The organism is Mesorhizobium sp. LNHC232B00 (assembly GCF_000502435.1).
In the GTDB taxonomy this organism is placed as follows: domain Bacteria; phylum Pseudomonadota; class Alphaproteobacteria; order Rhizobiales; family Rhizobiaceae; genus Mesorhizobium; species Mesorhizobium opportunistum.
The window spans coordinates 41,271-67,225 of record NZ_AYWP01000022.1 but is presented as its reverse complement, the minus strand read 5'-3'; the positions used below and the strand labels follow the sequence as shown (position 1 = coordinate 67,225).

33 protein-coding genes and 1 tRNA gene are annotated in these 25,955 nt (G+C 61.7%); 19 read left to right on the top strand and 15 right to left on the bottom strand.

The window, feature by feature from the left end; genetic code table 11:
- Positions 1–23 precede the first annotated feature (23 nt).
- From X743_RS146065 to rpiA, 4 genes are all read right to left on the bottom strand, one after another.
- The gene (locus X743_RS146065) at positions 24–1,187 is read right to left on the bottom strand and encodes a serine hydrolase domain-containing protein (protein WP_023767698.1); all 1,164 of its coding nucleotides are present in this window, start codon (positions 1,185–1,187) and stop codon (positions 24–26) included.
- A gap of 44 nt (positions 1,188–1,231) precedes the next feature.
- The gene (gene gor, locus X743_RS146070; RefSeq protein WP_023767697.1) at positions 1,232–2,620 is read right to left on the bottom strand and encodes a glutathione-disulfide reductase; all 1,389 of its coding nucleotides are present in this window, start codon (positions 2,618–2,620) and stop codon (positions 1,232–1,234) included.
- Positions 2,621–2,744: 124 nt separating this feature from the next.
- Positions 2,745–3,341 (bottom strand): DUF2059 domain-containing protein, encoded by a 597-nt coding sequence (locus tag X743_RS146075; protein WP_023767696.1) that lies wholly within the window; start codon positions 3,339–3,341, stop codon positions 2,745–2,747.
- Complete coding sequence (rpiA, locus tag X743_RS146080; RefSeq protein ID WP_023767695.1) at positions 3,328–4,059, bottom strand: ribose-5-phosphate isomerase RpiA; 732 nt, start codon at positions 4,057–4,059, stop codon at positions 3,328–3,330. The genes X743_RS146075 and rpiA overlap by 14 nt, the downstream gene beginning before the upstream one ends.
- Before the next feature lie 171 nt (positions 4,060–4,230).
- Between rpiA and X743_RS146085 the strand changes: the two genes are divergently transcribed.
- Together X743_RS146085 and X743_RS146090 are read left to right on the top strand one after the other, a co-directional pair.
- Entirely contained in the window at positions 4,231–4,914 is a 684-nt protein-coding gene (locus X743_RS146085; protein ID WP_023767693.1) for a phosphoglycolate phosphatase, read from the top strand.
- A 140-nt stretch (positions 4,915–5,054) separates the two neighbouring features.
- A tRNA-Val gene (locus X743_RS146090) sits at positions 5,055–5,129 on the top strand.
- Positions 5,130–5,175: 46 nt separating this feature from the next.
- On the opposite strand, the gene X743_RS146095 is transcribed toward X743_RS146090, so the two are convergent.
- Positions 5,176–5,979, bottom strand: a complete 804-nt coding sequence (locus tag X743_RS146095; protein ID WP_023767692.1) for a hypothetical protein — start codon at positions 5,977–5,979, stop codon at positions 5,176–5,178.
- A 123-nt stretch (positions 5,980–6,102) separates the two neighbouring features.
- The gene (locus X743_RS0136705; RefSeq protein ID WP_084555592.1) at positions 6,103–7,041 is read right to left on the bottom strand and encodes a DUF4238 domain-containing protein; all 939 of its coding nucleotides are present in this window, start codon (positions 7,039–7,041) and stop codon (positions 6,103–6,105) included.
- Positions 7,042–7,293: 252 nt separating this feature from the next.
- On the opposite strand from X743_RS0136705, the gene X743_RS146100 reads away from it, so the two are divergent.
- Together X743_RS146100 and X743_RS146105 are read left to right on the top strand one after the other, a co-directional pair.
- Entirely contained in the window at positions 7,294–7,551 is a 258-nt protein-coding gene (locus X743_RS146100; RefSeq protein ID WP_023767690.1) for a PepSY domain-containing protein, read from the top strand.
- A 171-nt stretch (positions 7,552–7,722) separates the two neighbouring features.
- Entirely contained in the window at positions 7,723–8,205 is a 483-nt protein-coding gene (locus tag X743_RS146105) for a hypothetical protein (protein WP_032923336.1), read from the top strand.
- A 6-nt stretch (positions 8,206–8,211) separates the two neighbouring features.
- Here X743_RS146105 and X743_RS146110 read toward each other — a convergent pair whose 3' ends face one another.
- Entirely contained in the window at positions 8,212–10,098 is a 1,887-nt protein-coding gene (locus tag X743_RS146110; protein WP_023767688.1) for a murein L,D-transpeptidase, read from the bottom strand.
- 207 nt (positions 10,099–10,305) lie between these two features.
- A complete protein-coding gene (locus X743_RS1000000172935; protein ID WP_198028485.1) occupies positions 10,306–10,455 on the bottom strand; it encodes a hypothetical protein in 150 nt (49 codons plus the stop codon).
- 50 nt (positions 10,456–10,505) lie between these two features.
- Here X743_RS1000000172935 and X743_RS146115 point away from each other — a divergent pair, with 50 nt between their 5' ends.
- The gene (locus X743_RS146115; RefSeq protein WP_013895568.1) at positions 10,506–10,901 is read left to right on the top strand and encodes a rhodanese-like domain-containing protein; all 396 of its coding nucleotides are present in this window, start codon (positions 10,506–10,508) and stop codon (positions 10,899–10,901) included.
- 12 nt (positions 10,902–10,913) lie between these two features.
- Here the strand turns inward: X743_RS146115 and X743_RS146120 are convergent, their stop codons facing one another.
- Complete coding sequence (locus X743_RS146120) at positions 10,914–11,819, bottom strand: alpha/beta fold hydrolase (protein WP_023767686.1); 906 nt, start codon at positions 11,817–11,819, stop codon at positions 10,914–10,916.
- A gap of 47 nt (positions 11,820–11,866) precedes the next feature.
- Here X743_RS146120 and X743_RS146125 point away from each other — a divergent pair, with 47 nt between their 5' ends.
- Positions 11,867–12,319, top strand: coding sequence for a MarR family transcriptional regulator (locus X743_RS146125; protein ID WP_023767685.1), 453 nt, complete (start codon positions 11,867–11,869; stop codon positions 12,317–12,319).
- A gap of 17 nt (positions 12,320–12,336) precedes the next feature.
- Here the strand turns inward: X743_RS146125 and X743_RS146130 are convergent, their stop codons facing one another.
- Together X743_RS146130 and X743_RS146135 are read right to left on the bottom strand one after the other, a co-directional pair.
- Complete coding sequence (locus X743_RS146130) at positions 12,337–12,948, bottom strand: pyridoxamine 5'-phosphate oxidase family protein (protein WP_023767684.1); 612 nt, start codon at positions 12,946–12,948, stop codon at positions 12,337–12,339.
- A gap of 73 nt (positions 12,949–13,021) precedes the next feature.
- Positions 13,022–13,375 carry a DUF971 domain-containing protein gene (locus X743_RS146135; RefSeq protein WP_023767683.1) on the bottom strand — a complete coding sequence of 118 codons (354 nt, stop codon included), beginning with the start codon at positions 13,373–13,375 and terminating at the stop codon, positions 13,022–13,024.
- Positions 13,376–13,574: 199 nt separating this feature from the next.
- Between X743_RS146135 and moaA the strand changes: the two genes are divergently transcribed.
- The 13 genes from moaA to X743_RS146200 all read left to right on the top strand — a co-directional run bounded on the left by moaA (position 13,575) and on the right by X743_RS146200 (position 23,304).
- Positions 13,575–14,570, top strand: a complete 996-nt coding sequence (moaA, locus tag X743_RS146140; RefSeq protein ID WP_023767682.1) for a GTP 3',8-cyclase MoaA — start codon at positions 13,575–13,577, stop codon at positions 14,568–14,570.
- Positions 14,571–14,627: 57 nt separating this feature from the next.
- A complete protein-coding gene (locus X743_RS146145) occupies positions 14,628–15,101 on the top strand; it encodes a hypothetical protein (protein ID WP_023767681.1) in 474 nt (157 codons plus the stop codon).
- A 117-nt stretch (positions 15,102–15,218) separates the two neighbouring features.
- Positions 15,219–15,578, top strand: a complete 360-nt coding sequence (locus X743_RS146150; protein WP_013895561.1) for a hypothetical protein — start codon at positions 15,219–15,221, stop codon at positions 15,576–15,578.
- A 177-nt stretch (positions 15,579–15,755) separates the two neighbouring features.
- Positions 15,756–16,676, top strand: coding sequence for a DMT family transporter (locus X743_RS146155; RefSeq protein WP_023767680.1), 921 nt, complete (start codon positions 15,756–15,758; stop codon positions 16,674–16,676).
- An 86-nt stretch (positions 16,677–16,762) separates the two neighbouring features.
- Positions 16,763–17,389 carry a molybdenum cofactor guanylyltransferase MobA gene (gene mobA / locus X743_RS146160; RefSeq protein WP_023767679.1) on the top strand — a complete coding sequence of 209 codons (627 nt, stop codon included), beginning with the start codon at positions 16,763–16,765 and terminating at the stop codon, positions 17,387–17,389.
- Positions 17,386–17,895, top strand: a complete 510-nt coding sequence (gene mobB / locus X743_RS146165) for a molybdopterin-guanine dinucleotide biosynthesis protein B (RefSeq protein WP_023767678.1) — start codon at positions 17,386–17,388, stop codon at positions 17,893–17,895. The genes mobA and mobB overlap by 4 nt, the downstream gene beginning before the upstream one ends.
- 159 nt (positions 17,896–18,054) lie before the next feature.
- A complete protein-coding gene (locus X743_RS146170) occupies positions 18,055–18,840 on the top strand; it encodes an ABC transporter substrate-binding protein (RefSeq protein ID WP_013895557.1) in 786 nt (261 codons plus the stop codon).
- Between the two features lie 79 nt (positions 18,841–18,919).
- Positions 18,920–19,639 (top strand): ABC transporter permease, encoded by a 720-nt coding sequence (locus tag X743_RS146175; protein ID WP_023767677.1) that lies wholly within the window; start codon positions 18,920–18,922, stop codon positions 19,637–19,639.
- The gene (locus tag X743_RS146180; RefSeq protein WP_023767676.1) at positions 19,636–20,457 is read left to right on the top strand and encodes an ABC transporter permease; all 822 of its coding nucleotides are present in this window, start codon (positions 19,636–19,638) and stop codon (positions 20,455–20,457) included. The genes X743_RS146175 and X743_RS146180 overlap by 4 nt, the downstream gene beginning before the upstream one ends.
- Positions 20,458–20,568: 111 nt before the next feature.
- Complete coding sequence (locus tag X743_RS146185) at positions 20,569–21,438, top strand: NAD(P)-dependent oxidoreductase (RefSeq protein WP_023767675.1); 870 nt, start codon at positions 20,569–20,571, stop codon at positions 21,436–21,438.
- Between the two features lie 6 nt (positions 21,439–21,444).
- Entirely contained in the window at positions 21,445–22,179 is a 735-nt protein-coding gene (locus tag X743_RS146190) for a DNA alkylation repair protein (RefSeq protein ID WP_023767674.1), read from the top strand.
- Positions 22,176–22,688 (top strand): GNAT family N-acetyltransferase, encoded by a 513-nt coding sequence (locus X743_RS146195; RefSeq protein WP_031258169.1) that lies wholly within the window; start codon positions 22,176–22,178, stop codon positions 22,686–22,688. Before X743_RS146190 ends, X743_RS146195 begins: the two co-directional genes overlap by 4 nt.
- A gap of 46 nt (positions 22,689–22,734) precedes the next feature.
- Positions 22,735–23,304 (top strand): DUF3299 domain-containing protein, encoded by a 570-nt coding sequence (locus tag X743_RS146200; protein WP_023767672.1) that lies wholly within the window; start codon positions 22,735–22,737, stop codon positions 23,302–23,304.
- A gap of 118 nt (positions 23,305–23,422) precedes the next feature.
- Here the strand turns inward: X743_RS146200 and X743_RS146205 are convergent, their stop codons facing one another.
- The 4 genes from X743_RS146205 to X743_RS146220 form a co-directional block, all read right to left on the bottom strand.
- Positions 23,423–23,914 carry an Lrp/AsnC family transcriptional regulator gene (locus X743_RS146205; RefSeq protein ID WP_006205209.1) on the bottom strand — a complete coding sequence of 164 codons (492 nt, stop codon included), beginning with the start codon at positions 23,912–23,914 and terminating at the stop codon, positions 23,423–23,425.
- 108 nt (positions 23,915–24,022) lie between these two features.
- The gene (locus tag X743_RS146210) at positions 24,023–24,697 is read right to left on the bottom strand and encodes a uracil-DNA glycosylase family protein (RefSeq protein ID WP_032923333.1); all 675 of its coding nucleotides are present in this window, start codon (positions 24,695–24,697) and stop codon (positions 24,023–24,025) included.
- Positions 24,637–25,248, bottom strand: coding sequence for a glutathione S-transferase (locus X743_RS146215; RefSeq protein WP_023767670.1), 612 nt, complete (start codon positions 25,246–25,248; stop codon positions 24,637–24,639). Before X743_RS146215 ends, X743_RS146210 begins: the two co-directional genes overlap by 61 nt.
- 32 nt (positions 25,249–25,280) lie before the next feature.
- Positions 25,281–25,904: a thermonuclease family protein gene (locus X743_RS146220; protein ID WP_023767669.1), complete on the bottom strand. Its 624-nt coding sequence runs from the start codon at positions 25,902–25,904 to the stop codon at positions 25,281–25,283.
- Positions 25,905–25,955 lie beyond the last annotated feature (51 nt).

The window sequence follows — 25,955 nt, the reverse complement described above, 5'->3', positions numbered from 1 at the left end:
ACCCTCTCTTCCCCGAAATGATCTTAGACCTGCCTGCCGTAGATGGCGTCGCGGAGTGCGTCGGGGAAGGCGCCCACCATGCCTGCTATCGCCGTGTTGGTCAGCGCCACCACCGTCAGGTCCAATGCCGGATCCACGAACCAGGAATGACCATAGACGCCGCCCCAGCGCCAGGTGCCGGCGGTCTGGGGCGTCGATGCTGCGAGCGGGTCGCGCAGGACGCCAAATCCGAGCCCCCAGCCCCAGCCGGGCATGGTGGTTTCAATGCCCGGTATCGCGTCCGTGGTCATCGCCGCCGCCGTTTCGGGGTTGATGACCGGGCTACCGCCCGAACGCAGCGCTTCGAGCAGCTTGAGGACATCGCTTGCCGTGCCATTCATCCCGGTGCCGCCCGAGGCGAAGGAGGCAGGGTCGAAGACGCGGGCGGGCGAGAATGCGATGAAACCGTCGGCGAAGGGCACGCGATGATACGAGCCCATCGCGACGGCCTTGCCCGGCCCATCGGCATAGGGCGTCACCAGTCGCGACCGATCGCGCACGGCAAAGGACGCATCATGCATGCCGAGCGGCTGGACGACCAGGCGATCGACCAGTTCCGGCAGGGAAGCGCCGGCGGCCCTCGCCATCACCTCGCCCAGCACATCCATCGCCACCGAATAGCCCCAGCCGGTTCCCGGCTCGTAGGACAGCGGCACCGAGGCGATACGGTCGAGATTCTCGGCCATGGAGAGGCCGGGCTGGTCGAGGCCGTCGGAGACGCCGGCGCGATGATAGGGGCCGTCCGCCGGTTGCCGGAAACCGTAGCTCAGGCCGGCGGTGTGCGTCAGCAGCTGCCGGATGGTGATGACGGGCTCGCTGCCATCAGCCAGCTTCGGGCGGAATTCAGGGATATACTTCGATATGGGATCGTCGAGGCGGATGACATTCGCTTCGACCAGGGTAAGAGCCGCCGTCGCGACCACGGGTTTGGTCACCGACGACAGCCGGAAGATCGCATCCGCCGTCATCGGTTTGTTCGTCTCGCGATCGGCAAGGCCGGCGGCGCGGCTGTAGAGGATTTCGCCACGCCGGGCGACAAGGATCATGGCGCCGACTATGCGCCCGTCCTCGATGGCCCGGTCGACGACCTGATCGACACGTCCGCCAAAACCACCGTCAAGCGGTGTGGAAATGGTGGTCCCGGACATCGATAGCTCCCTTGCCGCAAGCGCCAGACGGCGGACGAAACGTGTCAGGCGCGCTCGCCGTTCTTCACACGGTATGTCGGCTTGTACATGGTGACGAGCTCTTCCGCCGCGGTCGGGTGCACGGCCATGGTGCGGTCGAAATCATACTTGGTCAGTCCCGCCTTCAGCGGAATGCCGAGCAGCTGCGCCATTTCGCCGGCATCCGGCCCCAATATGTGGGCGCCGAGCACTTTTCGCGAAGCGCCATCGACCACCAGCTTGATGAGCATTTTCTCGTCGCGGCCCGACAGCGTATGACGCATCGGCCGGAAGCTGGCGCGGTAGATCTCGACATCGGCGAAACGCTTGACGGCTTCATCCTCCGACAGGCCCACCGTGCCGATTTCCGGCTGTGAAAAGACGGCGGTCGCGATCGTGTCGTGGTCGGGTGCGCTCGGGTTGTCCTTGAATGCCGTCTCCACGAAGCACATCGCTTCGTGGATCGCCACCGGCGTCAGCTGCACGCGGTTGGTGACGTCGCCGATCGCCCAGATGTTGTCGATGTTGGTGCGGGAATAATCGTCGACCTTGATCGCGCCGACAGGGGTCATCTCGATGCCGATGCCTTCAAGGCCCATGTTCTCGGTGTTGGGGATACGCCCGATGGCCAGCATCACCTGGTCGACCGTCAGCGTCTTGCCGCTGGTGAGAAGGGCGTCGAGCCGGCCGTCCGGGCGCTTGCGCACCCACTCGGTCACCGAATGGCAGAGTATCTTGATCCCCTTCTTCTCCATGGTCTCGTGCAGCGTGCGGCGCAGATCCATGTCGAAGCGGCTGAGGATTTCCTTGCCGCGATAGACCAGCGTGGTATCGACGCCGAGGCCGTGGAAGATGTTGGCGAACTCGACCGCGATATAGCCGCCGCCTTCGATCATGATCGCCTTCGGCAGTTCCTTGAGGTCGAAGGCCTCATTGGAAAAGATGCAGTGCTCATGGCCGGGCAACGCCGGATGCGCCGCCGGACGGCCGCCGGTGGCGATCAGGATCTGGTCGGCGGTGACGGTGCGGTCTTCGCTCAGAAGATGGATCACATGTGGGTCGACAATCACCGCCCGCGAGTGAAAGGTCTCGCCGCCGGAGCCCTCGACATTCTTCTTGTAGATCGCCTCCAGCCGGCTGATCTCGCGATCCTTGTTGGCGACCAGCGTTTGCCAGTCGAAAGTGGCTTCCGGCACGGTCCAGCCATAGCCGGCCGCATCGGCAAAATGCTCCGGAAATTGCGAGGCATAGACATAGAGCTTCTTCGGCACGCAGCCCCTGATGACGCAGGTGCCGCCGAACCGGTACTCCTCCGCGATGCCGACGCGCTTGCCGAGCGACGCCGCGACGCGCGCCGCCCTCNCCCCGCCGGAACCGCCGCCGATGACGAAGAGATCGTAATCATAACCGGCCATGACGCGGCTCCTTGAACTTCAGGAAATGAGCTTCGGAAATCCCGTCACAGGTAGGCTGCAAACCGTCAAAAGAAAAGCCCGGACAAGCCGGGCTTCATGAATGGCCGCAAGGCCGTTTGCCGGATCAGTTTGCCGAATTGTCCGCGGGGGCCGCACCATCGGCAGGTGCCGCGCCATCCGCTGGGGCTGCAGCATCGGCGGGCGCCGCCGGCGCCTTCGCCTTGGCCGCCGCGGCCAGCGTTTCGCCGACCTGCTGTGCGAGATCGCGGGCAACGCCGTTTTGCCAAATGTCGGCCGCCTTGACCAAATCACGCGTCACGGTCGGGCCGCTGTCGAGCAGCTTCTTGCCGGCCTCGGAGGTATAGAAGGCCGCGATGTCGTTGAGATCTTTTTCGGAAAACACCTTCGCGTAGGCAAGGGCTGCTTCCTTCTCGAGATCCGCACGGCGCGAGGCCATGGCCAGCGCCTTCTCGTTGATCGTCTTGCCGATCAGCTCCTGCATGTCGGGGTTCTTCTGGATGAGCTGCGATTCGAGCGCGGCCGCCGCCTGCGGCAGGATGTTGTCGAACGGGTCGGTTGCGTGGATCGCCGCGACCGCCGCCCGGGCAGCCTTCAGGTGCGATTCCGTGACATCCTGTGAAAACGCCGGCGAGGAGAAGGCGATAACGGCCGAAGCCGCCAGAAAGGCGCAAAGGCTGCGAACCCGGTTATGCAACATCATGGTCGGTAGAACTCCCTGGTTTTCGGGCGGCATGGACGGTTTGGATACCGTCGCCGCCGGCGATGATGGCCGCTGACGCCAGCCCGATGAAAAGACCATGCTCGACCACGCCCGGAATGGCGTGGAGAGCATTCGAAAGCGCTCTTGTATCCGGAATGCGGCCAAAAGATGCATCGAGGATAAAATGGCCGCCGTCTGTAACAAAAGCCTGGCCTCCCGTCATCCTCAATGTAATCGGACCGGAAAGGCCGAGCTTTTCAGCCGCTGCCGCCACCGCGATCTCGGTGGCGCGCAGGCCGAACTGGTTGACTTCGATCGGCAGCGGAAACCGGCCGAGCGTTTCGACCATCTTCGACCGGTCGGCAATGACGATCATGCGCTGCGAGGCCGCGGCGACGATCTTCTCGCGCAGCAGCGCGCCGCCGCCGCCCTTGATCAAGGTCAGTTCTGGATCGACCTCGTCGGCGCCGTCGACGGTGAGATCGAGCTCCGGCGTCTCCTCCAGTGTCGACAGAGGCACGCCAAGTTCGCGACACAGCGCGGCCGTGCGTTCCGAAGTCGGCACGCCGATCACGGTCATGCCGGTCGCGACCTTGTCGGCAAGCAGCCGCACGAACTCTTCCGCCGTGGTGCCGGTGCCGATGCCGAGCCGCATGCCATCCGTGACATGGGCAAGAGCCGCCCGCGCGGCCTCGACCTTCAACTGTCTTGCATCCATGCCGCTTATTGCCCAGAAATCTTGGTGTTTTGGGCTCGTAGCATTTTTGCCGCCGAGGTCAAAGCTTTTGACCGTGGTCAAAGCCTTTGGCAGCCTGTCCACCGGTCTGCTTGCCTTGGCGCGCCGCAGCCGCTATCGCCTGCCGATGCACAAACCTGCGCAGGATGGATCATGAGTCGCCCGATCATCGTGTTCGACCTCGACGGAACGCTGATTGATACGGCGCCGGACCTGCTCGACAGCCTCAACCACAGCCTGGCGGCAAGCGAGCTCGCGGCCGTCGACGAGGCTGGCTTCAGGCGCTTCGTCGGTCACGGCGGCCGCGTGATGATCGAGCGGGCGCACGCCGCCCAGCAACGATCGCTCGACGTCGCCGAGCACGACCGCCTGCTGAAACTGTTCCTCGATCACTACACCGACAACATTCCCGGCAAATCCCGCCCCTACCCCGGTGTCGTCGAGGCGATCGCGCGTTTCGAGAAGGCAGGCTATCTGCTGGCCGTCTGCACCAACAAATACGAGGCCAACTCGCTGGCGCTGATCGAAGCGCTCGGCCTGACCAGGCATTTCGCGGCCATCGCCGGCCAGGACACGTTCGCGTTCCGCAAGCCTGATCCGCGCCACCTGACCGAAACCATCAAGCTCGCCGGCGGCGAGCCGCACCGCGCCCTGATGGTCGGCGATTCGCAAACCGACATCGACACCGCAAAGGCCGCCGGTATTCCCGTCGTCGCGGTGGATTTCGGCTATACCGACCGGCATGTGCGCGAGTTCGAGCCCTCGGCCGTGATCTCGCATTTCGACGCGCTGACGCTCGATCTGGCGCAAAGGCTGATCGCCGCCGCGGGACACTGACGGAAAAGCCGTCGGCGACACGCCGGCGACAGGTTCCGAATGGCGGCAAATCCGATCCGTATCAGAACGCCGGACACCGCCTTGACTTCCCCAGCCTGCCTCCCTTATATCGCGGCTCGCTTGGCCTTCGGGCAACGAGCGGGCGATTAGCTCAGCGGGAGAGCACACCCTTCACACGGGTGGGGTCGCAGGTTCAATCCCTGCATCGCCCACCATTCTTTCCCAAAAAAATCGAAATCTGAATCTAGACTGAAGGGTTACCTACTTCGCGAGCGCAGAAGCGATAAGACCCGCAATTCCTGAATCTCTTGCCACTGCGCACCATCCATACATCTCAATCAAAAATTGCCCCTTGTCGCGCACATCACCTGCCATACCAATTTTGTCAGAGATTACTTTCAGTACGGTCCAAGTTTTCTTTAAGATGGCGGCGGCTGAAGTGTTATCTTGAGGCTCAGGGAAGCCGCGCTCAAGGGCCAAGTAGGCTCCAATTACTTCTCGCAGCGATTCGACAGTGTAACCCCAGCCAAGCCAATTGAGTCGATCCATTCGGGTTCGACATCGCTGCAATCCATCAATCAGCGCCTGGCGAATAAAATCTTGTTCGCCTAATTGGATATCATAAAGCCAACTTAGAAGTGTATCAATAAGTTCGATGATCTCCTTAGCCTCAGCATCGTCGAGTTTCGGGTATGATATTCTTGCCCTGACCTGTCCAGAAAGTACACTAATGGCCGCAGCGTGAGGTCCACGGAGTATCGAGGCCCCTGTACCCTGAGAATTCCACGCATTTAGGAGAGACCCACGGCCGAAGGCTGAATTTACCTTCGCGATGTGTTCACTTATCTCAATTCGCTGATCCTCGTCTAAGTCCAATTCTGCGACGATTTTTGAGAGGAGTTCAAGTCGGTCAGATATTGAAAAAACGATCTCGTAAAAATCTCGCGACCATTGGTTAACGCCGAAGATCGCGGCTAAGTGTCGATCCCCCGGCTGTTCAGAAGGTTTCGCAAGCCTCTTGCAGATGTCGGCGATTTCGCGTGCAGGATCAGTTTTTGTGGCCATACAGCATCCCTCTAAAATCGCTCCTATTCCCTTTGTCAAACAGTCGCAACTGCAAATTAAGTTGGAGCTTGATAGACAGGCTATGCGCCCATGTCAGTGAGGAATACGCCGATTGATTTTTGCTTAGCTGTCTCTTCCAGCATTTGAAGCCTCCTCCCGTTTCTTCCTCCTAAGACGTTGAAGATGTTCGAACATTGTTGTACGCGGCCGCTTCCCGAAGTGCTCGGTTACAAACTCACTATGGCTGTCGTCACAGGCGAAGACAAATTCCTTTGCAGCGCCGACGATCAAGCGATTGATGCCTGCCACGAACTCGACCGACTCACGACGCTCTATAAGGCGTTGTGTCTCGATGTTGTTCACCGCCACAAACAGGCGTCTTGGTCCAATCGGCAGCATGATATACGAGTCCTGAGAAGCAAATTCATACAGGGTTAGAATTGGTCGATCACTCGTCAAGAATTCAGAGTGGCCGGAAACCTGTCGAAAAAACCACCTCATGTTATTGATCATGCTACCTATCAGACGATGATCGATCAGCTTTGGCGCAATCGAGATCGCCCAACTTTCGAAATCTTTAGACCCTCGACTTTCAAGGTATTCGGCGAAAGTGGCTGGGCCTCCTGGCTGCTTCTTTTTCAAATATTCTTGTTCCAGTTTTGGGATACGTAGGAGCCATTCTTCGTTTAGCGATGTCTTCAATGTTTCAATGTCATTCGGCATTCGCATCATGAGTGACATCAGAAATCGGGACCATGCACTTCTAGCTTTAGACTCCCGGTTAATTCTAGGATCCCCTGCCTCGATCATTGTGAGCGCGTCGTGTGCCAAAGAATCCATTGGTGACATGAAGTTCTTTTCGACCCATTGGGCTTCACCAACCGGTTTAGTGGGATCGGAATAGAGGTAATCCTCGCCGCCAGATTGCGTCGGGTAGACCCATTTGCGGTCAATCTTGCCGCCATGAACCTGGCGGTATCGGCGCAATCGGCCATCTGCTCCAGTCCAACGGGACTGATAAAAGCTGGGCAGATAGTGGTGAAATATCGGTTCGCTTGGCATTGATGCTTGTTACCACGAGTCGTAGGTTTAATTCCTACTCGCGTACACAACGGTAAGGTCGACGTTGTCCGCCATCTGCTTCCTTGACGTCACATTTCAAAGCCGACCCTAGCAACTACACGTCGCCCCTCCCCCAAATCCCCTGCGCAAAACTCAAGGCGATACTGTAGCTCTAGAACTGGCATGCATTCCCTTTGCGGAACCAACCAACCCACCAGCGAGTTTCCCTGCGTTGAACCTTGAGGGAAAACCATGTCCAGATTTCTCATGTCGACAAGCGTCGCCGTTCTTCTCGCCGCCGGACCGGCTTTGGCGGGCGATGACACGCCACTGCCGCCGCCTAACGCCAAGAAGCTGTCGGATATCCTCGCCAAGGTCGAGCAGCGCGATGGCTTCCGCTATGTGAAGGAAGTCGACTGGGACGATGGCGCCTACACCGTCACCTACTACACGGCGGACAAGGCCAAGGTCGAAATCACCTATGACCCGGTGACCGCCGAGCCGAAATAAGGCTCCTCGCAAGCACCTGTCGTTCGGCTGATCGTGCGCCAGCAGTTGTCGGCCCAGCATCTGTGCGGTGGCGCCTGAGCCGCCTACGACGCTTGCCATGATGACACGGTTTTTCGGCCCCTTGCGTTGGCGCGTCTTTGATGGCTGACTGGATCGGCGCCGCATTGGGGAATGGGCATGGCGACGGCGAAGCACATATTGAAGCGCATCCTGATGATGTTTGCCGGTTATCTGGTCGCCGTGCTGGTCGGGCTGGTCGCCGTGGCGGCGATTTACGGCGTGCTCAGTTCCCTGCCCGACGCGCCCGAATATTTCGACGTCATGGGCGTGACCCCGATCGCGGTCCTGGTGGTGCCGCCGCTCGGCATGTTCGTCTATTTCCTGACGATCGTGGTGACCGGCCTGCAGACGCTCATCTTCGCGCTGATCGCCGAGTTCTTTTCGCTGCGCAACTTCCTGCTGCACATGTTCTTCGGCGCCGCCGCCGCTGCCGGCGGCTTCTTCCTGATCTGGCCGGGAACAACGGAGGACATGGATCCCGAACGCTGGGCCGACATCGGCATCATCGCCGCCGCCGGCCTGTTCGCCGGACTTGTCTATTGGCTGATCGCCGGCCGCGAGGCCGGCTTCCGGCGGCCTCTGTCGGCAGGTTGACTATTATCAGCTCGATGGCGAGCGCACCGATTCGGTCGCGTCCATGGCCTGCTTCAGCCGCGAATCGCGATCGTAGACATCGCCGAAATACTCGACCTTGCCGGACATGTCGGGCCAGGCGGTGAAATAGGCGACATAGACGGGAATCTTGCGGGTCACATCCTGCGTCGAATGTCCGTGCTTCAACTTCTCCGCGATATAGTCGACCGAGGTGTCGAGCACGGCCGCCGCCATGCCGCGCGGATCCTGCAGCCGCACGCAGCCATGGCTGAGCGCGCGCATATCCTGCTTGAAGAACGATTTCTGCGGCGTGTCGTGCATATAGATCGCGTGCTTGTTGGGGAACAGGATCTTCAGTTCGCCCAACGCATTGGCTTCGCTCGGCTGCTGGCGCACGCTGTAGGGGATGTTGGAGCCATAAGCGCCCCAATTGACCGCCGACGACGGGATGCGCTTGCCGCGCGAATCGGTCACCTCATAGCCGGCACGGTCGAGATAGCCGGGATCGTTGCGCAGCCTGGGCAGCATTTCGTTGACGATGATCGACTGCGGCACGCCCCAATAGGGATGAAAATCGACCTGCTTGATCTGGTCGTAGAAGAAAGCGGTCTGGTTGGTGGTCCGGCCGATCACGGCGCGCGTCTTCAGCTTTTCCTGGCCGTCGTCGATATAGCTGGCGGTAAATGCCGGCTGGTTGATGAAAACGCGCGGGCTGCCGAGATCGGAAGGCAGCCAGCGCAGTTCTTCCAGCGCCACTTGCACCTTGAGCAGCCTGTCGGCCTTCGACGTCCCGGCCAGCAAGGCGACCGTGCGCGGTCCGATCACGCCGTCGCCCTTCATGCCTTCCTTCTGCTGCACCGCCTTGATCAGCGGTATCAGCTCGGGAACGTACACTTCGCTCGTTGCCAGCCGCGACAGCATCTCGCCATAGGCGCCGCCCATCTCGTCATCGAGATTGCGCGCGATCAGCGTCAGCAGTTTTGGGAGTTCGGGGCTGGTGTCGCCCGGCTTCAGCAGCAGCTTGGGATCGACGACGATCTCGTTTTCGGCGCTGGCCTGCAAGGATTCCAGCTCGACGCGCAACGCCTGGTATTCGGGGTTCTGCGGATGACGCGATTCGAGATAGGTGCGCACTTCCTGTGTATGCGCCAAGGTTTTCAGCACACCGACGAGGTCGAGCGGCTTGGCCGGGAAATCATAATAGCCGGTCATGCGGTTGGGTTCGATTCGGCCGCTCTGGGCGTCATGAGCGTAGCGCAGCACACGTGCCGACAGCGCCATCTCGAAGCGTACGAGTTCCTTCAGCCGTGCCGCCTCGTCGGCCGTCGAGGCGCTGGCCGCGGGCACCTCGACCGTGTAGTCGGCGGGCGTCAGGCCATAGCTCGCGGCCTCGCCCAGCACCCGCACCGCATCCTGCGCACGGCTGTTCGGGGTTGATCCGCCCACCCAGATGAAATCAGGGTTGGCCGAGTAGTAGGCGATCAGCGCCTTGGCGATGTCCGGCTCGGCGTAGAGCTCATAATCGGAAAGCCCTGCAATGGCCTCGTGGAAAGCAGCGACCGTGGCCGATGGCACGAAAGCGGCGTCTTGCGGCGTCGCCGGCTGCGGCGCGGCGGCCAGCCCCGAGAAGTCGACGCGCACCAGCCTGTCGGCCTTGTATGTATAGTAGGAGGGGCTGCTGATCCTCACGCCATCACCGCCGCCAGCCGAAACTTTCGGCTTGGGTTTGTTTGGCGGAGGAGGCGGAAAGTCGCCTTTTGGCGCGTGCTTGACGCCGCCGCCGAACAGCATATCGAAGAGCCCTTGAGCGCCTGCCTGAGGCGTGCCGAAAGCAAGTGTCGCCGTAATCGCCATCAGCGACACTACGGTTGTTTTCTTATCGAGGAATTTCATGGATCACCCGCTCCGGCCGCAACCGGTTCCCGTTCCGCACGTAAACCGTCCCGCTCACCGCATGGCGGATGTAAGGCGCGACTATACCGATTCATACCGATTTCGTTAAGCTTTCATAAATTTCCGAAAGCCTGTTGCAGAACAGTTTCACAACATCGTGACGGCTGGAGCGAGGGTGTTCGCTCCAGCCCGGGCAACGCCCTGGAATCAGGCGTTGGCGCCTCCGTCGTCGATGGTCAGCGCTGCGCCGGCGCGCGACGGTGCTTCGTGCGCCGCACTGATGGCGACGGTCGCCGGGGCGATGGCCGCGTGGCGGACGATGGCCGGCGCCGACAAGACGTGACAAACGCCAGCCATTGTGCTGGAAATCCAAACAGCAGCCAGATGCGCGATCGGGAGGAAAGCCTGTGAAGAAGGGTTATCGCGAACTGCTGGATGAGGCGAATGCCGAGATCGAAGTGGTTTCGCCGGAGGAAGCCGCCGGACTGCTCGAGGACGAAGGCACCATCTTCGTCGACCTGCGCGATCCGCGCGAGATCGAACGCGACGGCAGGATTCCCGGCGCCAAGCATGTCACCCGTGGCATGCTGGAGTTCTGGATCGATCCCGAAAGCCCCTACCACAAGCCGTTCTTTGCCTCGGAAAAGAGCTTCGTCTTCTTCTGTGCCGGCGGCTGGCGTTCGGCGCTGGCCACCAAGACGGCGCAGGACATGGGGCTTTCGCCGGTCAAGCACATCCTCGGCGGCTACACCGCCTGGAAGGCGGCCGGTTTGCCCGTCGAGCCCGGCGACAAGAAGAAATAGTTTCGACGTCGCTCAATGCAGCAGCGACGGCTCCCGGGCCACGAAGGCGACGGCGCGTTCGACCACGCCCTTGTCGGCGAGAATGCGCCGGTGGCCGAGCCCGTCAGCCCAATGCAGCCGCACGTGATCGCCGGCGCCGGCATAGCGCCTGGCATGATCGGCCGGCACCTCGCGGTCGTCGGCCGCGTGGATGACAAGTGTCGGCACCGGCGCCTGGGCGAGCTGGCGGTCGCCGGTGAATTCGTGCAGCGGCCGGCCGGAAAGGTGTTGGACACGGTCCGCCATCGCGACCTGTGAGCGCGGCCCGACATTGAGCATGCGGCTGAAGTCGGCGAAGATCGCTGGCAGCGAGCTTGGCGCCGCGATCAGCACCAGACGTCCGGCCGCCAGTGGCGGGATGTTCTTGACCGAACCGGCGATGGCGTTGGCCGCAACGGCGCCGCCGAAGGAATGGCCGATCGCCGCCGCGAATGGACCGAACCATTCGCCGGCGACGCGCACCGCTTCAACGGCGTTGACCATGTTCAGGTGCCTGCCCTGCGACTGGCCATGCCCCGGCAGGTCAAGCGAAACGACCCTGTAGCCGGCCGCGCGATAGCCTTCGATCAACGCGCGCATATATTCGGTGCGCGAACGCCAGCCATGAACGACGAGCACCGTGCCGGCGGCCGTCCTGCCCGGCTCCGGCCGGAATTCATGCACCATGACGCAGCCGGTCGCGGTCTTCAGCCGGTGATGGCGCGCTTCGGCCATGAACTCGGCGGCGCGGCCGATGGCGCGGCGCTCGCCGTCGGTCAGCGCCTTGGCGCTCGGCGTGCGGCAGAACAGTTCGAAAGCCGCGCGCCCGGTGATGCGTGGCGCGATATGTTCGGCCGCACCAAACACACCTCGGATGACCTTCAGCCCGAATGATGCCATAGTGAGAATCCATCCATACGTTCAAGCATGAACATAATAGTTCAAAGATGAACAATAGACAAGAGCTACCCTGGGACAACCCGCGTTTTCGCAACTGGGTCGCGGTGGCGCGCGCCTGCCATGTGCTGGAGCGCACGCTGGCGGTGAAACTCGCGCCGCTCGATCTCAAGCCGGCGCAGCTCGACGTGCTGATGAACCTCTACCGCCACCCCGGCATGTCGCAGCACGACCTTGCCCGCAAGCTGCTCGTCGGCCGCTCCAACATCACCATGCTGCTGCCGCAACTGGAGGCACGCGGCCTGCTGCGCCGCGAGAGCGACGAGAAGGACAGGCGCATCCTGCGGCTCGCTCTGACCGAAGCCGGCGAGGCACTGCTGATGCAGGCGCTGAAAGTGCACATGGCGCTGATCGAAAAGGCGATGAGCCAATCGACGCCGGAACAGTGCGACATGATCGGCGACCAGATGCGCAAGATCTATGAAGTGCTGAAGGAGGCCTAGCACCCAATGTGCACCGGCTACCACATCGTCTTCTTCGCCCGCTCTGGCCATTCCTTGTCGTAAGCCTCGCCGTCGATGTTCTTGCGGCTGGTGATTTCCAGGATCTGTCCGGGCGTCGGCAGCGACTTCGGATCGACATGCCTGGCCGGGTTCCACAGTTCCGATCGCACGATGGCGCGGGCGCACTGGAAATAGACCGAATCGACATCGATGACGGTCACCGAGCGCGCCGCCTTGCCCTCGATCGTGAACGACGCGCAAAGTGCTGCATCCGTGGTGATATGGGCCCGACCGTTGATGCGCAGCGTGGTGCCGGAACCCGGCACCAGGAACAGCAGCCCGACACGCGGATCCCTGATGATGTTCTTCAGCGAATCGGCGCGGTTGTTGCCACGCCGATCCGGCATCATCACCGTTCGCGGATCGACGATCCTGACGAAGCCGGCGAGATCGCCGCGTGGCGAGCAGTCGAGCCCCTCCGGCCCGCTGGTCGCCAGGGCGACGAAGGGCGAGGCCTCGATGAAGGCGGTATATTCAGGGATGAGATGATCGAGTTCCTTGACCAGCGAGGCCTCGCCCGGAATTCCATAGAGCGCCTCGAGCTGCTCGACCGTGGTGATGATGGACATCGTTTTCGCCTCCGAACCTTTGCCGGCGCTACTCCAGATATGTGACGTCCTGACGACGCCAGCATGCGGGGAATCAGCGATCCCGGCTCAAGCCCTTCTCCGCCAATTCCGCGACATAGGCATTCCAGCGCTCGTCCTTCTCGTGTCCGAGCGTGTGCAGGTAGTTCCAGGTGAATATGCCGGTGTCGTGGAAATCGTCGAAGGTGATGCGCACGGCATAATTGCCAATCGGCTCGATCTTCAGGATCGCCACATTCCGCTTGCCGGGAACCGTCACGCGCTGTTCGGGCGAATGGCCCTGCACCTCCGCCGAAGGCGACGCCACGCGCAAGAGCTCCGCCGGCAGCTCGAAAGGCTGGTGACCGGGAAACGTCACGGTGAGCTGCTTGCGGTCCTTCGAGACCCTGAGTTCTTTTGGCGCGGTCATTCTGTTCGATCCGGTGTCATCCACCCTTCCCTACGCTGCTTCGCCAGGGCGGAAAAGGCCGTTTGAGATGAGCCGACATGCAATGTCGGCCTCGAGATGTTACCAGGGATCAACACCTTCTATCTTGAATGGCTAGCCGCTTCGTATCACATAGCGGTATATAACGATGCCACTCACGGCTACCGGAAGCGCTTGAAGCATGGACATGATCGACCCCTTCGGTCGCACGATCAGCTATCTCAGAGTGTCGGTCACCGACCGCTGCGATTTCCGTTGCACCTATTGCATGGCCGAGGACATGGCCTTCCTGCCCAAGAAGGATCTGCTGTCGCTGGAAGAACTCGACCGGCTCTGCACCGTCTTCATCGAAAAGGGTGTCAGAAAGCTGCGCCTCACCGGCGGTGAACCGCTGGTGCGCAAGAACATCATGCATCTGGTGCGCCAGTTGTCGCGGCACCTCGAAAGCGGCGCCCTGGAAGAATTGACGCTGACGACCAACGGCTCGCAGCTTGCGCGCTTCGCCGCCGAACTCGCCGATTGCGGCGTGAAGCGCATCAATGTTTCGCTCGATACGCTCGACGCCGACAAGTTCCACAAGATCACCCGCTGGGGCCATCTCGACAAGGTCATGGCCGGCATCGACGCCGCTCAGGCGGCCGGGCTGAAGGTCAAGCTCAACGCGGTGGCGCTGAAGGATTTCAACGACGCCGAACTGCCCGAGATGATGCGCTGGGCGCATGGCCGCGGCATGGATCTGACGGTCATCGAAACCATGCCGATGGGCGAGATCGACGCCGACCGCACAGACCAGTACCTGCCGCTGTCGCTGCTGCGTGCCTCGCTGGAGCGCCAGTTCACGCTGACCGACATCCCCTTCAAGACCGGCGGCCCGGCGCGCTACGTTCATGTCGCCGAAACGGGCGGAAAACTTGGGTTCATCACGCCGATGACGCACAATTTCTGCGAGAGCTGCAACCGCGTCCGGCTGACCTGCACCGGCACGCTCTATATGTGCCTCGGCCAGGAAGATGCCGCCGATCTGCGTGCGCCCTTGCGTGCGTCAGAAGGCAATGAGTTGCTCGCCGACGCTATCGACGAAGCCATCGGCCGAAAGCCCAAAGGTCATGATTTCATCATCGACCGCCGAACCAGCCGCCCCTCGGTGTCCCGGCATATGAGCGTCACCGGCGGCTGACCTTCCCGCGGATTTGTGCAAGGATTGCCTCGTGGCCTTCGGACTACGGGGTAACGCATGAGGCGGTTCTTTTCGATCGTGACGTCTTTCGCGACGATTTCGGCAAGCGCCGCGATTGCCGCGCCTTTCACCTATGTGAACGAGCGTTTCGGCACGGTCTGCACCTTCCCGGATGAGATATTCAACGATCGCCAGCCTGAGCCGGACAATGGCGACGGACAGGTATGGCTGAGCGCGGACGGCGCCAGCCTGACCTGCTCCGGCATCGCCAACATCGACGACGAAACCCCGAAAGGCTTCGTCGCCGAAGAGAAGGTGAGCAAGGAGCCAGGCTACAAGATCACCTACAGCAAGACCGGCAAGGACTGGGCGGTGTTGTCGGGGGTCAAGACCGACAAGATCTTCTACGAGCGGCGTTTGTTCGGAAAGGACGGCGTCATCCGCACGGTGTGGATCGATTACCCGCCGGCTGTGAGATCGAAATACGACCCGCTGGTCGGTGCGATCGCCGGCAGTCTCAAAGGGCCATGAGCATTCTCGGGCACATCCCAGAAAAAGTCTGATCCGCAAACGGTTGTCGGATTTACCGCCAGCACGTTCCGGCCTAGCTTTCGCTCGGCGGAATCGTCGCTCACAGGGGGTTACATCATGCGCAAACTCATTCTTTCTCTCGCATTGCTCGGCCTTGCGGCCGTGCCCGCGGCAGCCCAGTCGATCGGCGGCACCTACACCGTTGCCGGCACCAATTTCGACGGATCGCCCTATGGCGGCGAAGCCACCATCACGCTGACCAGCGGAACCACCTGCACGATCCATTGGGAAACGGGCGGCTCTTCTTCCGACGGTATCTGCATGCGCAACGACAATGCCTTTTCGGCCGGCTATGTCATGGACAAAGACATCGGCCTCGTCGTCTACAAGGTTCAGGATGATGGCTCGCTGCATGGCCTGTGGACGATCGCCGGCAAGGAAGGCAACGGCACCGAGATCCTGACGCCAAAGAAATAGCCATCGCGGCGGCACGGCTTGTCGGGATGCGAATTCGCTTTCCGGCAGATACGCGACGAATCCGGACATGATTTCCCACCAGGACGATGGACGACCGGGCCCTGGTACAGCCCTTTGCCGTTGCTGTTTCGCGGCGGGCTGTTACAGGCTTGCTTGCCAAAGCAACCGGTAGATGTCTTGCCTCTTTCTCCAAATCTTCGCGGCGCGTTGTTCATGATGGTGGCGATGGTTGGCTTCACGCTCAACGACGCCATCACCAAATACTCGTCGCAATCGATGAACATGGCGCAGGTCATGCTGATCAGGGGAGCGTTTGCCTCGCTCTTCGTCGGCCTGCTGGCCTGGCAGCGTGGCGCGCTTTTCCAGCCGCGCCTGATGCTGCAGCCTTTGGTGGCAATCCGCGTCCTGGCCGAAGCCGGCGCCACGGTGTCATTCCTCGTGGCGCTGGCCCATCTGCCGATCGGCAGTGTCTCGGCCGTTCTGCAGGCGCTGCCGTTGGCGGTGACGATGGGTGCGGCGCTGTTTTTCGGCGAAGCGGTCGGCTGGCGTCGCTGGCTGGCGATCGCCGCTGGTTTCGCCGGCGTTATGATCATCGTGCGGCCGGGCTTTGACGGTTTCAGCCTGTATTCCCTTTGGGCGCTGGCCAGCGTTGCCTGCTGCACCGTGCGCGATCTCGCCACCAGGCGCATCCCTCAGGCCATCCCGACCATGCTCGTCTCGACCGCCACCGCCCTTGCGATGACCGTCGTCGGCGCGGCGTTGCTGGCGCCGATGGGCGGCTGGACGCCGATGAGCGGCAAAAGCACGGCGCTGCTGGCGCTGGCGGCGGTGCTGGTGCTCGTCGGCTATCAGTTCATCATCATGGCGATGCGCTCGGGCGAAATCTCCTTCGTCGCGCCATTCCGCTACACCGCACTCCTTTGGTCCATACTGCTCGGCTTGATCGTCTTCGGCGATTTTCCGGACGCGCCGATGATCGTCGGCGCAACAATAGTCGTCGGCTCCGGTCTCTATACGCTTTATCGCGAACGGGTGGTCGGCCGGCGAAGGATCGTCGCCGAAAGCACCGGGCCGGCCATGGCGCCAGATGGTATCTAGATGGGATCTAGCCGGATGGGATCTGGAAAGACGGGATCCAGGAAGTCGCTTGCGATTTTCCGCGGCAGGCCTACAGGCTGAGTGTCATGAAGCGAGACGTAGCCGGGATCATCCTGGCAGGTGGCCAGTCGAGACGAATGGGCGGTGGCGACAAGAGCCTGTTGCCGCTCGGCGGCGGCTGTGTCCTCGACCAGGTGCTGTCGCGCCTTGGCCCGCAGATCGAGACCCTGGCGCTGAGCGCCAATGGCGATCCGGAACGCTTTTCCCGCTTCGGATTGCCCGTGCTTGCCGACACGGTCCCGGGCTTTGCCGGACCGTTGGCCGGCATCCTGACCGGTCTTGAATGGGCCGTTGCCGGCACGCCTTGCGAGGCGATTGTCACCGCCGCCGGCGATACGCCTTTCCTGCCGCTCGACCTCGTCGACCGCCTGGCAGCGGCGGCAAGCGAGAATCCTGGGTCAATTGCCGTGGCCTCTTCGGCCGGCCGGCGGCATCCGACCTTCGCGCTGTGGCCGGTCGAATGCCGTGATGCGCTGCGGCAGTTCCTGGTCGATGAGGACAACCGGCGGGTTTCGGCCTTCATCGAGCGCCATGGTCATGTCGAGGTGGAATTCCCGGTCCCGCAATCCGCCGGGCTCGACCCGTTCTTCAACATCAACGTGCCCGACGACCTTGCCCAGGCCGCGCGCCTGTTGCAGAGCATGACGCCATGAACAGACGCGTCTTCGGCATCACCGGCTGGAAAAACTCCGGCAAGACCACACTGACCGAAAAGCTGGTCGCCGAGCTCGTGCGGCGCGGCTGGAAGGTCTCGACGGTCAAACATGCCCATCATGATTTCGACATCGACAAGCCGGGCGCCGACAGCTTCCGCCATCGGCAGGCCGGCGCCACCGAGGTTGCGATCGTGTCCGGCAACCGCTGGGCGCTGATGCACGAGTTGCGTGGCGAGGATGAACCGCCGCTGGATGGCATCCTCTCGCGGCTCGCCCCGTGCGACATCGTGCTGGTCGAGGGCTACAAGAGCGAATCCCACCGCAAGATCGAAACCAGGCGGCTGGACGCAAAGGACCGGACGCCGCTTTCGGCAAGTGATCCCAATATTGTCGCTGTCGCCGCGGATTTCGCCATCGCGGACAAGAACCTGCCGGTATTCGCCCTCGACGACGTAAAATCGATAGCCGACTTCATCGAGCGCACGACCGGCCTCGTTGCCTGAGAACTAACGTAACGGCAGAACGCGATTGCCGATCTTGGTGGTTTTGCAGTTGCTTTTTTCTTGGAAAGAGTGGGAGTATCGCCCTCAGCGGGCGGTCAAAAGCACCGCCCCACAGAGCCGTTTCGGAACGACGGCCGGGACCATAAAGAGAGGACTATCATGCGTATTGCACTGCGTATCGCGCTCGCCGCTTCGGCCGCGCTGCTGACGCTCGGCGTAGCCCAGGCCCAGGAGAAAACCCTGAGGATCGGCACCGAGGGCGCCTACCCCCCGTTCAACAACCTGACCTCTGACGGCAAGCTCGTCGGCTTCGACATCGACATCGCCCAGGCGCTTTGCGACCAGATGAAGGTCAAGTGCACCTTCGTCGCCCAGGATTGGGACGGCATCATCCCGGCGCTCCAGGCTGGCAAGTTCGACGCCATCGTCGCTTCGATGTCGATCACGCCGGAGCGGAAGGAGAAGGTCGACTTCTCGCACAAATACTACAACACACCCTCGGCGCTCGCCGTGCCGAAGGACTCGACGCTGAAGGGTGTGACCAAGGAAGATCTCGCCGGCAAGACCATCGGTGTCGCCACCACGACCACCCATTTCAACTATGCCTCGAAGACCTACACCGACAGCACCGTGAAGGGCTATCCGAGCAGCCCCGAGGAGCAGGCGGATCTTGCCAATGGTCGTCTCGACGCCATCGAGGACGATATTGTCGTGCTGCAGCAATGGCTGGATTCGCCTGATGGCGCCTGCTGCAAGATCCTCGGCCAGCCGTCGCCGCAACCCGTCGATATCTTCGGACCGGGCGCAGGCATTGCGGTGCGCAAGGGCGAGACCGACCTGGTCAACAAGCTCAATGAAGCCATCGACGCCATCCGCGCCAATGGAAAATACAAGGAAATCAACGACAAGTACTTCAAGTTCGACGTCTACGGCGCCGAGTCCTGATAGACAGGTTCAAGACGGCGGGGAACTCCCCGCCGTCTTTCTATTCATCTTGGGAACGCCGTGGGGATAAGATCCGTCGATGCCAGCCCAGAGCATATGGACACTTCTCAGTTGGGGACCTGATGGTTGGAGTGACGATATTGCGTATGGCATCGTAGTAACGGTTCTGCTTGCGCTGGCGACGCTGCCCATTGGTTTGACGATTGGCTTTTTCATTGCGCTGGGCAAGCAATCCGAAGAGCCCTCGCTGCGCCTCGCCGCCAATATCTACACCACGGTCTTCCGTGGCCTGCCGGAACTGGTGACGCTCTTCCTGTTCTTCTTCGGCGTGCCGATCCTGCTGCAGCACCTCATCCGCTATTTCCGGCCTGAAGCAACGATCGACGTCAACAGCTTCGTCGCCGGTATGATCGTGCTCTCGCTGATCTTCTCATCCTACGCCAGCGAGGTTTTCCTTTCGGCCTTTCGTGCCATCCCGAAGGGGCAATATGAGGGTGGCTACGCCATCGGACTTTCGTACGGGCAGACAATGCGCAAGGTGATCTTGCCGCAGCTGCTGCGCATCGCCTTCCCCGGTCTCGAGAATTGCTGGCTCAGCCTGTTGAAGGACACCTCGCTGGTGTCGGTCGTCGGTCTGGCGGAGACGTTGCGCAACGCCGGTGTGGCCGCTCGCGTGACAAAACATTCGTTCCTGTTTTATGGCGTGGCGGCCTTGGTCTTTCTCGGTCTGGCCATCGTGTCGTCCTTCGCCACCAGCGCCATCTTGCGCTCGCTCGGCAAACGGGAGGCGCAACGATGAGTGCCACCGCCACCATGGTTGAACGGCCGCCGCCACAGCTGCGCGGCTGGCCACGCAAGCGTATCGTCGGCTATGCGCTGGTTGGCCTGTGGATAGCCTTTGGCCTCGGCATCGTCAGCTATCTCTTCTTTGCCTGGAACGCCGCCTTCTTCGCCAAATATGCGCCCGCCTATATGCGGGGGCTGGGCGTCACCCTGTCGCTGGTGGCCATCTCGATGGTGCTTGGCGCCGTTCTGTCGATGCCTGTTGCCTATGGACGCATGTCCAGGAACCGGATCCTGTCCGGCCTTGCCTATTGCTACGTCTACTTTTTCCGGGGCACGCCACTACTGGTCCAGACATTCCTGGTCTATTACGGGCTGGGTTCGTTCCGGCCGGAGCTCCAGATGATCGGGCTCTGGGATTTTTTCAAGGATGCCTTCAACTGTGGCGTCTTTGCCTTTTCGCTCAACACCGCCGCCTACCAGGCGGAAATCCTGCGCGGCGCCATCGAGAGCGTGCCGAGGGGCCAGTGGGAAGGAGCTGCTTCGCTTGGCCTGCACAAATTGCAGACGCTGCGCAAGATTGTCCTGCCGCAAGCGCTGATCGTCGCCTTGCGGCCTTACGGCAATGAGCTGATCCTGATGGTCAAGGCGTCGGCGATCGTCGCCATCATCACCGTCTACGACCTGATGGGCAATGCAAAACTCGCCTTCGCCAACTCCTTCGACATCCAAGCCTATATCTGGGTCGCACTGGTGTATCTTGTCATGGTCGAGTTGTTGCGCCATGGCATCGAATGGATCGAGCGGCGGATCACCATCCACCTCAAGCGCTGATCATTTTCGAATCGGCTGTACCAGTCGATCCGACCATGCGCGTCTTGACGAATTGAGCGCAGAGCCTAGAGCTTTCGCAACAATTCGATTTTCAGTCTGAAGGGCAAGCTCATGGCATCTGTGGCATTTCTCGGTCTTGGCGTCATGGGCTATCCCATGGCCGGGCACCTGAAGAACAAGGGCGGCCACGACGTCACCGTCTACAACCGCACCCGCGCGAAAGCCGAACAGTGGGTCACCAAACATGGCGGCAGCCTTGCCGCGACGCCGGCACAAGCCGCCGAGGGCAAGGATTTCGTCTTTTCCTGCGTCGGCAATGACGACGATCTGCGCTCGGTGACGACAGGTCCCGAAGGCGCGTTCAAGGCGATGAAGAAAGGTTCGGTCTTCATCGACAACACAACGGCCTCGGCGGAAGTCGCGCGCGAACTGGCGGAAGCCGCGCGGTCGAGCGGGTTTTCATTCCTCGACGCGCCGGTCTCCGGTGGCCAGGCCGGCGCCGAGAACGGCGTGCTGACGGTCATGGTCGGTGGTGATCAGGCTGCTTTCGACAGCGCAAGGCCGATCATCGACGCCTATGCCCGCATGGTTGGACTGATGGGGCCGGTGGGCGCCGGCCAGCTCACCAAGATGATCAACCAGATCTGCATCGCCGGACTGGTGCAGGGATTGTCGGAAGGCATCCATTTCGGCAAGAAGGCCGGGCTCGACATCGAGAAGGTGATCGAGGTCATTTCCAAGGGCGCGGCCGGCTCCTGGCAGATGGAAAACCGGCACAAGACGATGAACGCCGGAAAATATGATTTCGGCTTCGCCGTCGACTGGATGCGCAAGGATCTCGGCATCTGCCTGGCGGAGGCCGATCGCAATGGCGCCAAACTGCCGGTGACCGCGCTTGTCGACCAGTTCTACAAGGACGTGCAGGCAATGGGCGGCAAGCGCTGGGACACGTCCTCGCTGCTGGCGCGGCTGGAGAAGTAGGCGACGATGTCCCCGCCCGTTCCAGGTTGGACCGCGCAGGACATCGTCACGCATCTGCGCTCGATCGGCACCGAGGAGAACCGAGCCGGCATGGCGCGGTTCGGCATCAACACCGCGACCGCGCTCGGCGTCGGCAACACGGATTTGCGGCCTCTGGCGCGCAAGGTGAAGCGCAACCACGAGCGCTCCCTGGCGCTGTGGAACAGCGGCATTCGCGAAGCGCGGCTGATGGCGGCGTTCACCGGCGAGCCGAAGCGGATCACCATCGAAGATTGCCGCCGCTGGGCCGGCGACTTCGATTCCTGGGAGATCGTCGACACTGTCTCCGACCTGTTCGTCGATACGCCGTTCTGGCGCGAGCTGATCGAGGAGTTCGCCGTCGACGAGCGTGAATTCGTCCGCCGCACGGCCTTCGCCATGCTGGCATGGGCGGCCGTGCATCTGAAAAAGGAGCCGGACGCGACGTTCCTGTCCTACCTGCCCTTGATCGAAGCCCATGCCGGCGATGAGCGCAACTTCGTCAGGAAGGCGGTCAACTGGGCGTTGCGGCAAATCGGCAAGCGCTCGACGGACTTGCATGCCCCTGCCCTTGTCCTGGCGCGGAAACTTGCGGCCGCCACGGACAAGACCGCGCGCTGGATCGGCAAGGACGCCGCGAAGGAACTTTCCGATGCCAAGACACTCGAACGCCTCGCCGTCAGAAAAAGTTTGACATCGCCAATATCCGTTTCACCGAGGTGACGCGGGCAACGCGCGGCGGCTTCGAGACCTTGTTCGAACAGCCCGGCGCGCCGAAATATTGCTGGTGCATGGCATGGCGGTACTCCGGCCGCGAACATATCCAGAGCGACGAGAAGAAACGCCTGATGATGGCGCTCATCGATGCCGGCACACCAGTCGGCATCCTCGCCGAGATAGACGGCAAGGCGGTCGGCTGGTGTTCCGTTGCGCCGCGCGAAACCTACCGCAGGCTTTCAAATCGGCAAGATGACAGCGAGACCGGCGTGTGGTCGATCGTCTGCTTTTATGTGCCAAGGGCGCTGCGCGGCGGTGGCCTTGCCTCCGCATTGCTCGACGCAGCCATTGACCATGCCTTCGCCAAGGGGGCGCACATCATCGAGGCCTATCCGGTGGAGGATGCGTCGCCGAGTTATCGTTTTATGGGCTTTCGCGATATGTTTGCGGTTCGCGGCTTCCACGAGATCGGCATGGCCGGTTCTCGCCGACATGTGATGCGGTTGGAGCGTTGACGTCATCGGCGTCGGCGTCTTTACTCGCCCGCAAAGGAAGCGGCCGATGAGCAATCTTCTCAAGTCGATCGTAGCGCTCGCAGCCGCGCCGTTTGCGTCCGTGGCCACTCCCGCCTCGGCCGAAGCCTCACATATCTTCTGGAAGGATCTCCGCCCGGCGACCCAGGCGGTTGCCGAGGACGCAGGGTTGCCGATGATCGCGGCAAAGCTGCCCGATCACGGCGAGACGCTTTCGCTCGATCTCAGGGACAAGACCATAGAATTGGCCGGCTATGCATTGCCGGTCGATCGCGACGGCGACCTCGTCTATCAGTTTCTGCTGGTGCCGTGGACGGGTGCGTGCAGCCACATGCCGACGCCACCGCCCAACCAGATCGTGCTGGTCACGCCAGCCCATCCATACAAGATGTCGCAAGACTACCAGCCGGTGGCCGTCACCGGCGCCCTGAGGCCGGACATGGAGAAGAGCCAGCTGTTCATTCTCGACGGCGTCAGCGTCATTCAGTCCGGATACGCGGTACGCAAGGCGGAGGTGGTCGGCGTCGACACGGTGCCAGACAGCATCACCTTGCCGGTGAATTCGCCCTGGAGTTTCCTCAACAAAAAGAAGAACTGAGCGAGCCGCCTCGTCTTAAATGCATGTCGCACAGAAGTGACCTCGGTTTTGGGAGAACGACATGCATGAAAACAAAGACCTAAAGCGCGGCGCATGAATCCGTTCAGCGCAACGCGCTTTAGGCCGCGTTGGCACCCGATTCCTTGTCCAGCACCATGTAGTCGAGCGGGATTTCGGTGGTGTACTTGATCTGCTCCATGGCGAAGGACGACGACACGTCGCGAATCTCGATCTTGGCGATCAGCCGCTTGTAGAAGGCGTCATAGGCGGCAATATCGGGCACCACGACGCGCAAGAGATAGTCGACGTCACCGCTCATGCGGTAGAACTCGACCACCTCGGGAAATTCCTGGATCACCTCGGAAAACCGCCGCAGCCATTCATGGCTGTGCGAATTGGTGCGGATCGACACGAAGACGGTGACCCGCACATTGACCTTCTCATGATCGAGGATGGCGACGCGCCGCTTGATGACGCCCTCCTCCTCGAGCTTCTGGATCCGGCGCCAGCAAGGTGTGGTCGACAGGCCGACTTTCTTGGCGACATCGGCGACCGCGAGCGTCGCGTCCTCCTGCAGGAGGCGGAGAATTTTTCTGTCGAGGCGGTCCATTGAAGCGCTCCTGGGGAATAGATTGGCTATACTCCCTCTTATTTTGGCCTTTCACAAGAAAGAAATTCTGCCGAACAGCATAAAAGCGAGTGATTTCTTGCTGAATGCCTAGCCGAGGCGATAGCGGATTTCCGACCGCAGGAAAGGCAGCAAATCCATTTCAAACCACGGATTCTGCTTCAACCAGCCGGTATTGCGCCAGGACGGATGCGGCAGCGGCAAGACTTTCGCACCAACGGAATTCTCCCAGATGGCGCGCCAGTCCCTAACCGTTTCCGTCAGCGAGGGGCGGCGCGCGGCGCCCATGTGCCAGGATTGCGCATAGATGCCGATCGTCAGCACCAGGTCTATCCGCGGCATCATGGCCATCAAGGGCGCGCGCCAGGCAGGCGCGCATTCGCGCCTCGGCGGCAGGTCGCCGCCCTTGGCGTCCTGTCCGGGAAAGCAGAAGCCCATCGGCACGATGGCGAATTTCTCCGTGTCGTAGAATTCGTCGCTGGTCACGCCGAGCCAGTTGCGCAGGCGGTCGCCCGAAGCATCGGTGAACGGCATGCCTGACAGGTGCACCTTGGTTCCCGGCGCCTGGCTGGCGACGAGGATGCGGGCGCTGGACGATGGCCGCAGCACCGGCCGCGGCTCATGCGGCAGCGGTTTGCCGATGGGATTTTCGACGCAGATGCGGCAGGCGCGGACCGCTGCCGCGAAGCTGTCGAGTTCCACGCTCAAGCAGCCGCACTCGGCCGGCCGGAGATCGCCTGATGCCAACGCAGCACATTGGTGCATTCCTCCGGCACTTTGATGCGTGCCGGTTTCATGAAGTCGACGGCGATCAGGCCGGTGATATCGGCAATCGAATAATCGTCGCCGGCGGCGAATTCCCGGTTCGCCAACTCGCCGTCGAGAAGTTTGAGAAATTCGACAGCCTTCGGCTTGTTGGCCTCGCCCCATTCGGGGATCTGCGGGATTTCCCAGTCCTTCATCGCCGGATGGATGTGGCGAAAAGCCTGCGTGACGCTGCTGAGCAGGTTGAACTCCATCCGCCTCTGCCACATCTCGACCTGCGCCTTGCCGAGCGCACCGCGTCCGAACAAGGCCGGCTCCGGATGCAACTCCTCGAAATAGCGGCAGATGGCGACTGATTCCGTGATGACGGTGCCGTCATCGAGCTCCAGCACCGGCAGCCTTTGCAGAGGGTTGCGCGAACGTACCGCCTGGCCCTTGTGCTCGAGCGCGCCCATGTCGATGGGCACCAGCGGCACCACGATCCCCTTCTCGGCAAGGAAAACACGAACCCGCCGCGGGTTGGGCGCCCGGCCACCGTCGAAGAGCTTCATTCGATCCTCCTTTTCCTTCAGACAGATACGCTTCACCAGAAGCGAAAAATCTCCCGAGCGGCGTCGCCAATCGACGCCAGCGTACCGTGTTTTCGTTCGACGACCTCGCCGTGATGGCTGTCACGCCAGTCCTGCGGCTGATCGAACGTGCCCGCCCAGATACCAGATTTCGCCGCGCGGGCAGTCGCTTCCTCGCTTTCGAAGCCGCCATAGGCGACGGCCCAGCCGGCCTCGACCTGGGCGCGGTTGATGTCGGTGCCCCCGGCCTTGCAGTCGCCAAGCAGCCGGCCATAGCGGTCACGCTGCCAGCCGCTGCAGGTGACGGGCCTGCCGGCGATCAGGCGTACCAGCGACTGGCGCGCGAGCGTTCCACAGGGATAATCGGCGCCGTTCCTGCGGCAGGTCTGGGTGTATTCAGGGGCGTCGATGCCGCGCATGCGGATGCGTTCGGTGCCAAGCGTGATGGAATCGCCGTCATTGACGATGGCCGCGCCTTGCGTCTTGCGCGTCTCGACCCGGTCGAGGCGCGCCGCGAGCAAGATCAGCAGTCCCAAGATGATGGCAGCCAGGCCGTAGTCCAGCAGCTTGCGCCACAGGCTTCTCGGGCGCGGCGCCGCGTATCGCCGGCGCGGTCTTGGCGACCAGGAACGACTCATATGGCAAACGGTTGGTTAATCATTCGAACGTAGCTTAACACCTTGAAATCG

What these genes read in the sequence shown, in the direction of transcription:
- X743_RS146065 (WP_023767698.1), bottom strand. Translation starts at nt 1,187, where the DNA reads ATGTCCGGGACCACCATTTCCACACCGCTTGACGGTGGTTTTGGCGGA.
- X743_RS146075 (WP_023767696.1), bottom strand. Translation starts at nt 3,341, where the DNA reads ATGATGTTGCATAACCGGGTTCGCAGCCTTTGCGCCTTTCTGGCGGCT.
- rpiA (WP_023767695.1), bottom strand. Translation starts at nt 4,059, where the DNA reads ATGGATGCAAGACAGTTGAAGGTCGAGGCCGCGCGGGCGGCTCTTGCC.
- X743_RS146085 (WP_023767693.1), top strand. Translation starts at nt 4,231, where the DNA reads ATGAGTCGCCCGATCATCGTGTTCGACCTCGACGGAACGCTGATTGAT.
- X743_RS146095 (WP_023767692.1), bottom strand. Translation starts at nt 5,979, where the DNA reads ATGGCCACAAAAACTGATCCTGCACGCGAAATCGCCGACATCTGCAAG.
- X743_RS0136705 (WP_084555592.1), bottom strand. Translation starts at nt 7,041, where the DNA reads ATGCCAAGCGAACCGATATTTCACCACTATCTGCCCAGCTTTTATCAG.
- X743_RS146100 (WP_023767690.1), top strand. Translation starts at nt 7,294, where the DNA reads ATGTCCAGATTTCTCATGTCGACAAGCGTCGCCGTTCTTCTCGCCGCC.
- X743_RS146105 (WP_032923336.1), top strand. Translation starts at nt 7,723, where the DNA reads ATGGGCATGGCGACGGCGAAGCACATATTGAAGCGCATCCTGATGATG.
- X743_RS146110 (WP_023767688.1), bottom strand. Translation starts at nt 10,098, where the DNA reads ATGAAATTCCTCGATAAGAAAACAACCGTAGTGTCGCTGATGGCGATT.
- X743_RS1000000172935 (WP_198028485.1), bottom strand. Translation starts at nt 10,455, where the DNA reads ATGGCTGGCGTTTGTCACGTCTTGTCGGCGCCGGCCATCGTCCGCCAC.
- X743_RS146120 (WP_023767686.1), bottom strand. Translation starts at nt 11,819, where the DNA reads ATGGCATCATTCGGGCTGAAGGTCATCCGAGGTGTGTTTGGTGCGGCC.
- X743_RS146125 (WP_023767685.1), top strand. Translation starts at nt 11,867, where the DNA reads ATGAACAATAGACAAGAGCTACCCTGGGACAACCCGCGTTTTCGCAAC.
- X743_RS146130 (WP_023767684.1), bottom strand. Translation starts at nt 12,948, where the DNA reads ATGTCCATCATCACCACGGTCGAGCAGCTCGAGGCGCTCTATGGAATT.
- X743_RS146135 (WP_023767683.1), bottom strand. Translation starts at nt 13,375, where the DNA reads ATGACCGCGCCAAAAGAACTCAGGGTCTCGAAGGACCGCAAGCAGCTC.
- moaA (WP_023767682.1), top strand. Translation starts at nt 13,575, where the DNA reads ATGGACATGATCGACCCCTTCGGTCGCACGATCAGCTATCTCAGAGTG.
- X743_RS146145 (WP_023767681.1), top strand. Translation starts at nt 14,628, where the DNA reads ATGAGGCGGTTCTTTTCGATCGTGACGTCTTTCGCGACGATTTCGGCA.
- X743_RS146150 (WP_013895561.1), top strand. Translation starts at nt 15,219, where the DNA reads ATGCGCAAACTCATTCTTTCTCTCGCATTGCTCGGCCTTGCGGCCGTG.
- mobA (WP_023767679.1), top strand. Translation starts at nt 16,763, where the DNA reads ATGAAGCGAGACGTAGCCGGGATCATCCTGGCAGGTGGCCAGTCGAGA.
- mobB (WP_023767678.1), top strand. Translation starts at nt 17,386, where the DNA reads ATGAACAGACGCGTCTTCGGCATCACCGGCTGGAAAAACTCCGGCAAG.
- X743_RS146170 (WP_013895557.1), top strand. Translation starts at nt 18,055, where the DNA reads ATGCGTATTGCACTGCGTATCGCGCTCGCCGCTTCGGCCGCGCTGCTG.
- X743_RS146175 (WP_023767677.1), top strand. Translation starts at nt 18,920, where the DNA reads ATGCCAGCCCAGAGCATATGGACACTTCTCAGTTGGGGACCTGATGGT.
- X743_RS146180 (WP_023767676.1), top strand. Translation starts at nt 19,636, where the DNA reads ATGAGTGCCACCGCCACCATGGTTGAACGGCCGCCGCCACAGCTGCGC.
- X743_RS146185 (WP_023767675.1), top strand. Translation starts at nt 20,569, where the DNA reads ATGGCATCTGTGGCATTTCTCGGTCTTGGCGTCATGGGCTATCCCATG.
- X743_RS146190 (WP_023767674.1), top strand. Translation starts at nt 21,445, where the DNA reads ATGTCCCCGCCCGTTCCAGGTTGGACCGCGCAGGACATCGTCACGCAT.
- X743_RS146200 (WP_023767672.1), top strand. Translation starts at nt 22,735, where the DNA reads ATGAGCAATCTTCTCAAGTCGATCGTAGCGCTCGCAGCCGCGCCGTTT.
- X743_RS146205 (WP_006205209.1), bottom strand. Translation starts at nt 23,914, where the DNA reads ATGGACCGCCTCGACAGAAAAATTCTCCGCCTCCTGCAGGAGGACGCG.
- X743_RS146210 (WP_032923333.1), bottom strand. Translation starts at nt 24,697, where the DNA reads ATGCACCAATGTGCTGCGTTGGCATCAGGCGATCTCCGGCCGGCCGAG.
- X743_RS146215 (WP_023767670.1), bottom strand. Translation starts at nt 25,248, where the DNA reads ATGAAGCTCTTCGACGGTGGCCGGGCGCCCAACCCGCGGCGGGTTCGT.
- X743_RS146220 (WP_023767669.1), bottom strand. Translation starts at nt 25,904, where the DNA reads ATGAGTCGTTCCTGGTCGCCAAGACCGCGCCGGCGATACGCGGCGCCG.